Below are 11,368 nucleotides of genomic sequence, written 5' to 3'. Positions count from 1 at the left end.
CTTTGTGGGCAACACACGGACTTAGCCGCGAAGCTCAGTAACAGCTAAACAAAGCGTCTGCCGCATGGATGCGGCAGAGGAGCCCCCCAGGGAGGGGTTCACGGCGTCTTTGTGTGCTGTTACTGAGTGAAGCCGCAGATGAACGAGTCTTACTGTGCTGTCTGACCGCGGAGCCAAGACCAGACAGCGCGACTAAGGCAAGGATACAAATGACACAACTAAATAATCAGACTCTGGCGAGTCTAAACGGCAAGCTGCCAATTCCGGCCTACCGGCTGGCAGAGCAAAAGCCGCAAATCGGCATAGTGCATTTAGGCCCCGGCGCCTTTTTCCGCGGCCATCAGGCCTGGTATACCGAACAGGCACTGCAATTTGGCGGCGACTGGGCCATCAGCGCCGTATCAATGCGCTCACCTGATGTCAGCCAGGCATTATCGCCGCAAGATGGTTTGTATACCCTGGCCGTGCTTGATGCTGTGCAAAGCTATCAGGTGATCGGCTCGGTGCAGGAAGTGCTGATCGCCAGCGAGCAGTACGGCCAGGTATTAGCGCGCTTAACTGCCGCCAGCACCAAATACGTGACCATGACCATTACCGAAAAAGGTTACTGCTTAAACGGCAGTGGTAAGCTGGACTTAAACCATAGCCAAATTCAACAAGACTTAAGCGGTAGCGGCCAACCGATAACCGCCATTGGCTTGCTGTTTACCGCATTGGCCGCGCGTTATCAGGCCAATATAGCGCCGTTTTGCGTGATCAGCTGTGACAACCTTACCGACAACGGCCATAAGCTGCGTAATGCACTCATCGCCTTTGCGGAGCAAAAAGACCCCACTATTGCTAACTGGTTAAGCCAGCAGCTGATCAGCCCCTGCACTATGGTCGACAGTATTACTCCGGCCACCGACGACGCCATTAAAGCGCAGGTTGCACAGGTGCTGGGTGTACAGGATAACTGGCCGATTAAGCGCGAAGCCTTTGTGCAATGGGTTGTCGAAGATATTTTACCGGCTGACAGACCCGCCTGGCAGCAAGCCGGGGTAATTTACGCTCAGGATGTCACTGCTTTTGAAAAAGCCAAGCTGCGTTTACTCAACGCGCCGCATTCCACCCTGGCTTATGTTGGCTGTTTGCTTGGCTATGAAACCGTATTCGATGCCATGCAGGATGAAGTGCTGACGCAGTTTATTCAGCAGATGATAAGCGACGAGATTATGCCATCGTTTACGCCACCGGCTGAGCTGGATGTTAAGCAGTACAGTGAGGATATATTAGCGCGGTTTCGTAACCCGGCTATCCGCCATTTGCTGGCGCAAATTGCCTGGGACGGCTCGCAAAAGCTACCGATGCGTATTTTGCCTGCCATTAGCGACAACTTGGCCGCCGGTAAAGCGATCGACAAACTGGCGTTTGCCATCGCAGCCTGGTGCCGCTTTATTGTTAAACGCCATAGTGATAACGAAAAATTAGTCGACCCGTTAGCAGAGCAACTGCTGGCTGTGGCAGCACAGTGCAATGGCAATGCCGATACTGACGTGGCGCTGTTTTTAGCGGTGGATGCGGTGTTCCCGCCGGAACTGAGTTTAAATAAAACCTTTTTTGCTGCAGTGCATACTGCTTATCAGCAATTAGTTGCCCGACCAGCCGCTGCGCTGGCCGCTTTTGCAGGAGTCGTTTGATGTCGTCTTTACCCCCATTGTTGTCGTCCGTGCTTTCTTCTGTGATCAGGGGGCCGGCATTATTACCCATTATTCAGGCCGACACGCCGCATGAAGCTGTCGCCATCGCCAAAGCACTGGCCGATGGCGGTGTAGGCTCGGTAGAAGTCGTGCTGCGCACCCGCCAGGCCTTAGCAGCGATTACCGCTATCCGCACCGCCTTGCCGGATTTATTGGTCGGCGCCGGCACTATATTATCGGCAGCTGATGCCAATGCCTGTAAAGATGCCGGCGCGCAGTTTCTGGTCAGCCCGGCCAGCACGCCGAAGTTGCTTGAAGCGATGATCGATACCGGCCTGCCACTGGCACCGGGTGTGGCGACACCGTCAGAAATTGCTATGGCGTACGAATATGGTTTGCGCGAGGTTAAGTTTTTCCCGGCGCATTTATCCGGTGGCATTGAAATGCTAAAAGCCCTGAGTGGTGTATTCCAGCAAGTAAAATTTTGCCCCACCGGCGGTATTGGCCAGCATAATCTGGCTGAGTTTTTAGCGCTGAAAAATGTGTTTGTGGTGGGCGGCTCCTGGCTAACGCCGGCTAATCTGGTAAAAGCACAGCAGTGGAGCCAGATCACCGCACTGGCTGCTGAAGCAACCGCTACTGCCAGACAGATTAAAACCGCAGCTTAAGGAGCACGGCATGAGCAAGCGTATTGTCATTATGGGTGAGTGCATGGTCGAGCTGTATCAGCTGGTCGACAATGTCTATCATCAAAATTTTGCCGGTGATGTGTTTAATACCGCGGTGTATTTAAAGCGCACCTGTGAAAACCCGGTCGATGTGCAGTTTTTTACTGCAGTGGGCACTGATCTTATCAGCGACAAGCTGGTACGGGCGGTAGAGCGGGAGAAAATTGACACCAGCCTGATGCTGCGCACCAAAACTGCCCGGCCCGGCCTGTATATGATTAATACCGATGCCTTTGGCGAGCGCAGTTTTGTCTACTGGCGCGACAGCTCGGCGGCTAAACAGGTATTGCAATGCTTTAATGCTCAGCTTAGTTACGATGCCATTAAAGGCTGCGATATGTTTTATTTCTCCGGCATTACGCTGGCGATTTTATCCGATAGCGACAGAGCGCAATTGTTTGAGCTGGTAAGCCGGTTAAAAGCCGATGGTAGCCAGATTGTGTTTGATCCTAATTACCGCCCGGCGCTGTGGCCTAATGCTGAAGCGGCCAAAGCGGCCTTTATTCAGGCCTATAGCTTAGCCGATGTGGCGCTGCCGGGGCTGGACGATCACCGTGTATTGTTTGAAGCGCAAAGCACGGGTGATGTGGTAGCGCAGCTGACGGAGCTGGGTGTGGCGGAGATTATTGTTAAAGATGGCAAAAACGGTATTAACGGTCGTTATCAGCAGCAGGGTTTTACTGCGCTGGCGCACCCGGTAAAGAAGGTGGTAGATACCACAGCAGCCGGCGATTCGTTTAACGGCGGTTATCTGGCCGCGCGTTTAGGTGGTATAGCACCGCAGCATGCAGTGAAGTTTGCTGCTCGCTTAGCCGGTTTTGTTGTTGAGCATACCGGCGCTATTGTCGGCAAGGATCACTTTAACGGCTTTTGGGCGCAGAACCGGCCTTCAGTGTTTGTGAAGTAGCCGAGGGTTTAGTGGCTTCGGCACGAACCGGTTTGCTCACGCTGACACGCCGTGAATACGTCCCTGTAGGCTCGATTCAGGCATCCATGCCTTCAACGGTCAGCTTACAGCAAACCGATTCTCGCTGTGGCAAAACGTCAGAAGCAGGTTGGAACCCCGAAGCGCACAGCTAACGATTGATGTATCACCGAAATAACAAAGCGAAACAGTTAAGGGTATAGCAAAGCGTCTGCCGCAGGGATGCGGCAGAGGAGTCTACAGGGAGGTATTCACGACGTCTTTGCGTTCCCTTAACTGTGAAGCCAGCATTGGTACCAGTACAAAGCAACATAACAAGATCTGGCTAAAGCCGGGCAAGCGTCGCATCTGACCCTGACTAACAACCAAGTCAATAAGTGTTAGAAGGAGCAAGGCATGAGTTTAGCAACAGTTTTTCCGCAAGCCGCTGATATACCGGCAGAGTTTGCCCATAAAGGAGAGATAACCCAGCGCGACTATTTATTAAACGGCGAGTTGGTGCAGTGGCAGGGTGAACTTAGCCCGGTGGTCAGTCCAATTTATATACGAAATAGCGACAGCTTACAGCAAGTGTTGCTGGGCCATACGCCATTACTAGATGGTGAAACTGCACTAAAAGCGCTCGACAGTGCGGTAAAAGCCTACGACTTAGGCCGTGGCGCCTGGCCAACGATGGCGGTGCTGGAACGTATTCAGCATGTGGAGAAATTCCTTGGGCTAATGCAACTGCAGCGCGCTGAAGTGATCCGGCTGTTAATGTGGGAAATCGGTAAAACTTACCCCGATGCGGCGAAAGAGTTTGACCGTACCTGTGACTATATCCGCGATACCATCGAAGCACTAAAACAGCAGGACAGAGACGCCAGCCACTTTATTATTGAGCAGGGCAGTTTAGGCAAAATCCGCCGCGTGCCGGTAGGCGTGGCACTGTGTATGGGGCCGTTTAACTATCCGCTGAACGAAACTTTTACCACGCTGATCCCGGCGCTGATCATGGGTAACACCGTAATTTTTAAACCGGCAAAATACGGTGTGCTGCTTATTCAGCCACTGCTGCAGGCGTTTTTACAAAGCTTCCCGCCCGGCGTGATCAACATTATTTACGGCCGTGGCCGCGAAACTGTTGGTGTGCTGATGGAAAGCGGCAAAATTGACCTGTTTGCCTTTATCGGCACCAATAAAGGTGCCAGTGATTTAAAACGTATGCACCCCAAACCGCACCGGCTGCGCGCTGTGCTGGGGCTGGATGCCAAGAACCCGGCCATTATTTTGCCCGACGCCGATATGAACCGCACGGTGAAGGAGTGCGTGGCCGGCAGCTTGTCGTTTAACGGCCAACGTTGTACTGCACTGAAAGTATTATTTGTGCATAACAGCCGCGCCGCTGAGCTGGTAGATAAACTATCAAGCGCTATCGGCGAGCTTAAAGCCGGTATGCCGTGGCAGCAAGGCGTAGCGATAACCCCGCTGCCGGAGCCTGGCAAAACACAGTTTTTAACCGCGTTGCTGCAAGATGCACTAAGTAAAGGCGCTAAGTTGCAAAACCCGGGAGGGGGCGAAACCATTGCTTCATTGTTTACCCCAGCGCTGTTATATCCGGTAAACAGCAGTATGCGGCTGTATAACGAAGAACAATTCGGCCCGCTGGTACCGGTGGTGCCCTATAACGATATCAATGAAGTAATTGATTATGTGGTGAACTCTAATTTTGGCCAACAGCTGAGTATCTTTGGCCAAAACCCGCAGCAAGTGGGTGAACTGGTAGATATTTTTGCTAACCAGGTCGGCCGCATTAATATCAACAGCCAGTGCCAACGCGGGCCGGACAGCTTTCCGTTTAACGGCCGCAAAGATTCCGCCGAAGGTACGCTGTCGGTGGTGGATGCACTGCGTCAATTCTCTACGCCTACCTTAGTGGCGGCGAAATATCAGCAAGCGGATATCGACTTTGTTAAACAGATGGTAAAAGCGCGCAGTTCGCACTTTTTATCGACCGACTTTTTATTTTGACCGGGATAGTAGCCAACCGCTTAATGGCCGGCTAACCGTTTTCAATTTACCCGTTTTTGCTACCGGTGGCATTGGCGGGTTATGCAGTAGTCAGACCGGGACCTTGCCAGGCACACCGGAGTAACTTAAACAATAAAAAGGACAACAGGGTATATGAAGAAACTCGTTAAATATAACAAGCTGGCTACTGCAGTTTTGCTGGCTTTAGCGCCGGCGCTGGCTTTTGCTCCATCGTCGCCGGCTGTGGCACAGGAAGCTGAAACAAAAACCGAACTGCAGGAAGATGATATTGAGATTATCGAGGTCTCCGGTTTTAGAGGCAGTTTAAATGTGGCATTGATGGCCAAGCGCGATGCGGTCGGTTCCAAAGAAGTGATCCTGGCAGAGGATTTGGGTAAGTTTCCCGATTTAAACGTGGCAGACAGTTTAGCCCGGGTACCGGGCATTGCCATTGAACAAGATGCCGGGGAAGGCCGGCAAATCAGCTTACGTGGTTTAGGTGCTACTTTCGTTAAAACCACCATTAATGGGATGGAGTCGGCGTCAGCCGGTGCTGCTACCGATGCAGCCGGTGGTTCTAATAAAAGCCGCGCCTTTGATTTTAACGTTTTTGCCTCAGAGCTGTTTACCCAAATTGATATTAATAAAACCTTGTCTGCCGAATTAGAAGACGGCGGTATTTCCGGTAATGTCAATTTACAAACGGCACGGCCATTTCAATATCAGGATACTAAGTTTGCTTACAACCTGAACGCCCGTTATAACGATGTGGCAGAAGAGGTGACGCCACGCGCCTCCTTAATGTTTAGTAAGAACTGGGACAATAAGTTTGGCGTGTTGGTGTCTGCAGCTTATTCAGAAGGCCTGGTACAAAGTGAAGGGGTAACAACCGGCCGCTGGACGGTAAATAACCCGGCCTGGGCTGTGGATGGCAGCGAGAATAAACTCACCGCGGCGCCAGTTACCCAGCTTTCGCCAAAAGGGGTTTATACCAATGAGAATATGGAAGGACTGTGGCTGCCCAGGTTGCCACGTTACTCCATTTTTAATAAGCAGCAAGAGCGCTTGGGTATTACTGCGGCGTTTCAGTACCGGCCCATAGATGATTTAACACTGAATTTCGATGTGCTGTATGCCACGCTGGACAATACGATGGATGAATTCCAGTATTCAGCCTTGATCCGCAATAACGTCTCAAGCCAGACGGACATATACGCTGAAAACCTGATCGTAGATGGTAATAATACCATTGTTGCAGGTACCTTTTCCGGTGTACCTATCCGCTCAGAAGCACGGCAGGATGTGTCAAACTCAACCTTTAAGCAATTTACGCTAAGTGGTGATTGGTATCTGAGCGAACAGTTAAAGATGAATTTTCTGCTTGGCATGGGTAAATCTGATTTGGATATTCCATACCAGCGCACCTTTGCCTTAGATAGTTTCGATTCTACCTTTGCCTATAGTTACGACAGTGCTATCGACCCGATAAGCCTGATTGGCCAAACCGGCACAGCAATCGGTAGTGGCAGCATGAATATGAATATGCCGGCTTTTGCTTTTGCTCCGGCACAAGCCTTTGGTAGCAGCTATAGCAAGGCAGAGTTAGAGCAACTGATGCTAAACCCTGATTTATACAGTTTAGGCTTGGTGCGTAACCGCAATCAGCAAATTGGCAGTGAAAACAAAAATGTGTCACTGCATTTTGCCTATGAACTGAACGAGCAATACACCTTAAAGTGGGGTTTAAACCACCGTACCTTTAATACTGCTAATGTACAGCGTGACAATGGTTGGCGCTCGCTGAACAGGGAAACCAACCGCACCAGCGGTGAAGTAGCCGAGGTAATGGTGCAACAGCTTGATGCCAGCCGCACGGCGGGTAATCTTTATGCGTTAACCTTATCGCAAGCCGGACAGTATTTTGGTAATGCGGCAACAGTGCCGGCTAATTCGTCTTTATCGGCAGACAGTTGGTTAACCACTGATTACGGTAAAGTGTATGACGGCTTTAAAAATGAAGCCTTTTTTGCAGCCAAAGAGCGCTATAACAGCACTTATGATATTGAAGAGCGGGTCAACGGTGCTTACCTGCAATTGGACTTCCGTTTAGAACTGGCGGGGCGCGAGCTGCGCGGTAATATTGGTGGCCGTTACCTGGACAATAAAAACACCTCCGGCATTATTAATCTTGATCATATTTATGCCGACGGTTATACCGCAGGCCGTGGCGAAGGGGCTAACTTTGCTGACGGTTATGGTTGGCGCTATACCCTTAGTGAAGGCAAAGATTTCTTGCCAAGCCTGAATTTGGCTTATGATCTTACCGATGACTTAGTCGGGCGTTTTAGCTTATCTAAAGCCATTACCCGGCCGCCATTAAGTGATTTAGCATCAGCCATCAGAGTAACCCGGCCAAGTAGCGCCAATAATGATACCGCAACGATACAATTAGGCGCAGGCCCTACCTTACGGCCTTACGAAGCAGATCAACTGGATTTAGGTCTGGAATGGTATTTTGACGACGAAGCGCTACTGGCTGTGGCCTTCTTCTATAAGGATATGACTGGTCTGAGCAGGGGGACGCGACAAGAAGTACTGAGTGCACAACAACTGGCGCAATTAGGCATCGACATTGGCGACAGAGATCCGGCTACGGTCACCTGGGATGTGTCGCAACTGATTAATACACCGGGTGAAACTGTAAGAGGCTTAGAGTTTATTTATCAGCAGCCTTTTACGATGTTACCGGCACCATTTAATCGCTTTGGTCTGCAAACTAACCTGACGCTGATTGATTATGAGCAAGATGTAACGGACCCGCTTAGCCGCGAGCAAGTGACACTAATGGCTGAGGAAACGTCAAAACGTACTTACAATGCTACCTTGTACTATGAGTATGAAAAATTCAGTGCCCGTTTTTCGTATAATTTCCGTGAGCGTTATATCAAAGAGTATTTGAATAAGTACCGTGATGAAGGCTTATTTGGTCGTGGAATTGATGATAAAGCTCAGCTGAATTTTTCTGCCCGTTATAAATTCAGTGAAACTCTGTCGTTCAGTTTTGAAGCCATTAACCTGACCAACGCTGCCAATACGCAATGGAGCGATGTATATACCCCGCGGCCTTATGAGTATTTACTAACAGGACGACAATACTTACTCGGTGTACGGGGTTCTTTCTGATGTCAGGCACATACGCTCAGATTAGCCGTTTGCTACTCTGCTTGTGTGTGCTGCCGTGGTCGCCCGTTTGGGCGGCCAATTACTGGCAGGGGCAGCAGTTATCTGTACAGTGGCAGCAGTATTTAGCCCAATCAGCGCAAGTGCTGCAGCAAGATGCAACAGCGCTGGCGGCCGAACAGCAGGGCAGGCCGGCAACAGCAGCAATAAAGCACAATCAGTTTGGCTTAACCGGCATCAGCAATGCCAATGAAGCCGAAGCAGTATTGAGCTTTCAAACACCATCCGGCGGCTGGAGCAAGCGCACCGATATGCGTATTGCCAGGCAATCCGGCCAGCAGTTTGGCTCTGAACCCACGTATGTACCTACCTTTGATAACGATGCCACCAGTACACAATTGCACTGGCTGGCTGACTTTTACCCGCAAGCAACACCGCAACTGCAACAACATATCGTGCAGGCGATAGAACGTGGTGTGGCGCTGGTGTTACAAGCGCAGTACCCCAATGGCGGTTTCCCGCAATCTTATCCGCTACGTGGTGGTTATCATGATGCCATAACGTTGAACGACCATGCCCTGTATCAGCTGATGCAACTGCTGTGGCAGGTGGCCAATGAACCGCGCTTTGCTATGTTGGCCGACAGTACTAAAACCGCTGCTGCGGCGGCGTTTTATCGGGCGGTCGATTGGTTGCTGGCTAATCAGGTCGTCGTCGACGGCAAGCGCACTGTGTGGGGCGCGCAGCATCATCCGTTAACGGGTGAGCCGGTAACGGCGCGTAAGTATGAGAAAGCTTCACTGGTTAGCAGTGAAAGTGCAAAAATTCTGCAGTTGTTGCTACGTTATGCGCCAGATTACCCCAGCGTAGCACAAAGCCTGGCTGAGGCGGCCAACTGGTTGAGGGATAAGCAGATCAGTGACAAAGACCGCCACCGCGACAGCGAGGGCCGTTTGTCATTGATCGACAGCCCTGGCAGCGTGATCTGGTCCCGCTTTTACGACATTAAAACCGGTCAGCCGGTATTCTTCGACCGCGACGGCCAAACCTACAGCGATGTCAGCCGGGTGTCGCTGGAACGCCAACGCGGTTATGGCTGGTATCAAAGCGTTGCGGCAGAGTTTTTGACAGAGTATGACCAGGCTGCAGCAGATAAGCACTGCACTAACTTTGGCCTCGATACGCCGGGTGGCAGCGGTGGTGTGGTGCTGAAGGTAACCAACCTGAACCGTAACGGGCCCGGCTCTCTGGCTGCTGCGCTGGCACACAGCGGGCCGCGCATCGTGGTATTTGAAGTGGCCGGGGTGATAGATCTTCAGCGCACTAATCTGGAAATAAACCAGCCGTACCTGACCATCGCCGGTGAAACTGCGCCGGATCCCGGCATTACGCTGATTAAAGGCGGCCTGCGGATTATCAGCCATGATGTCATAGTACGGCATTTACATATCCGCCCGGGCGATGCCGGTTTGCCCAAGCGTGCCGGCTGGGACACTGATGGCATAGCGGTAACCGGCAGCAAAGCCTGCAATGTGTTGGTAGAGCATAACTCGATAAGCTGGGCCACAGACGAACTGGTGTCAGCATCCGGCCCGCGCGATAAAGGCGCGGCGGCTACCTCAAAGCACATTAGCTTCCGCCACAATATTCTGGCCGAAGCGCTGGATTACGCCAGTCATATTAAAGGCAAACACAGTAAAGGCGCGCTGGTGCATGATTTCAGCCACCACATTGGCTTTATTGGTAACCTGTTTGCCCATAACGCACGGCGTAACCCGTACTTTAAAGCCCATACCACAGGCGTGGTGCTGAACAATATTATTTACAACGCCGACGCCAATGCCGTAAAGCTGGGTTTTATTGATAACGAATGGACGCATACCGCTTATACACCAAAGAATCCGCAGGTGGCAGTTGTCGGTAATGTGCTGCGCTATGGCCGCGATTCTTATTCAGATTTAGCCCTGGTGTCCTATCACGGTGATGCTTATCTGCAGGATAACCTGACCTTTAACCTCGATGACAAAGCCATGTACGACACTGCCGGCGTGATACAGCGTTTAACCGCAGCACCGGTGTGGCCGCTGGGCATCAGTGTTATGCCGGCAAAAGAGGTTGAACAGCAGCTGTTACCTGTTGTTGGAGCACGATACTGGCAACGCGACGCTATTGAGCGGCGCATAGTGCAAAGTTATTTCAACCGTGATGGCCGCATTATCGACAGCCAGCAGCAAGTGGGGGGCTATCCGCACATCGCACCGGTGTACCGCGCGCTGGACGTGCCAACAGACAATATCAACGCCTGGCTGGACAGCTTTATTCCGGCTGGTAACAAACCACAGGAACCTTAAGTTATGCGTATCGAACATGTCGCTTTTAATGTTGCTCAACCGCAGCAAATGGCCAGCTGGTACAGGCAGCATCTGGGCTTTAGTTTAAAACGCGCATTAAATGATGCAGCGCAAACACATTTTCTCGCCGATGACAGCGGCGTCATGATGATAGAAATTTACTGCAACCCGGCCGATCAGGTACCTGATTACGCCAGTATGGACCCGCTGATTTTGCATCTGGCGCTGGTATCAGCTGATCCGGTCGCCGACAGTGCCCGCTTAATCGCCGCCGGCGCCAGCCATGTTACCGACGTACACCTGAACGACGGCTCGTACCTGGCCATGCTACGCGATCCCTGGGGTTTAGCACTGCAACTGTGCCGGCGCGGCCCTGCGAGGTAGAACCGCGTCGGCTGACCAATGGTATATTTGAATAAATTATTCATAAATTGATTTTTATGGCAAAAAATTTATGCAAGCTTTAAGAGAATACCGTATTATCGGTTAATCTAC

General features: G+C 51.4%; 7 protein-coding genes. All 7 read left to right on the top strand.

Annotation, left to right across the window (positions count from 1 at the left end):
• Positions 1-209: 209 nt before the first annotated feature.
• The 7 genes from ACTZWV_RS12885 to ACTZWV_RS12855 all read left to right on the top strand — a co-directional run bounded on the left by ACTZWV_RS12885 (position 210) and on the right by ACTZWV_RS12855 (position 11,257).
• Positions 210-1,679, top strand: coding sequence for a mannitol dehydrogenase family protein (locus ACTZWV_RS12885; protein ID WP_444786932.1), 1,470 nt, complete (start codon positions 210-212; stop codon positions 1,677-1,679).
• Positions 1,679-2,347 (top strand): bifunctional 4-hydroxy-2-oxoglutarate aldolase/2-dehydro-3-deoxy-phosphogluconate aldolase, encoded by a 669-nt coding sequence (eda, locus tag ACTZWV_RS12880; protein ID WP_444786931.1) that lies wholly within the window; start codon positions 1,679-1,681, stop codon positions 2,345-2,347. The genes ACTZWV_RS12885 and eda overlap by 1 nt, the downstream gene beginning before the upstream one ends.
• Positions 2,348-2,357: 10 nt before the next feature.
• Positions 2,358-3,314 (top strand): sugar kinase, encoded by a 957-nt coding sequence (locus tag ACTZWV_RS12875; RefSeq protein WP_444786930.1) that lies wholly within the window; start codon positions 2,358-2,360, stop codon positions 3,312-3,314.
• 414 nt (positions 3,315-3,728) lie between these two features.
• Positions 3,729-5,342 (top strand): NADP-dependent glyceraldehyde-3-phosphate dehydrogenase, encoded by a 1,614-nt coding sequence (locus ACTZWV_RS12870; protein ID WP_444786929.1) that lies wholly within the window; start codon positions 3,729-3,731, stop codon positions 5,340-5,342.
• Between the two features lie 153 nt (positions 5,343-5,495).
• A complete protein-coding gene (locus tag ACTZWV_RS12865; protein WP_444786928.1) occupies positions 5,496-8,525 on the top strand; it encodes a TonB-dependent receptor in 3,030 nt (1,009 codons plus the stop codon).
• Positions 8,525-10,873, top strand: a complete 2,349-nt coding sequence (gene pelA, locus ACTZWV_RS12860) for a pectate lyase (RefSeq protein ID WP_444786927.1) — start codon at positions 8,525-8,527, stop codon at positions 10,871-10,873. Before ACTZWV_RS12865 ends, pelA begins: the two co-directional genes overlap by 1 nt.
• A gap of 3 nt (positions 10,874-10,876) precedes the next feature.
• Positions 10,877-11,257, top strand: coding sequence for a VOC family protein (locus ACTZWV_RS12855; RefSeq protein WP_444786926.1), 381 nt, complete (start codon positions 10,877-10,879; stop codon positions 11,255-11,257).
• The last annotated feature ends 111 nt before the right edge of the window (positions 11,258-11,368 follow it).

The sequence above is a fragment of the Rheinheimera sp. NSM genome (assembly GCF_052380015.1).
Taxonomy (GTDB): Bacteria; Pseudomonadota; Gammaproteobacteria; order Enterobacterales; family Alteromonadaceae; genus Alishewanella.
Note: the sequence above shows the minus strand (reverse complement) of the source record. Positions and strands in the feature narration are given on the sequence as shown.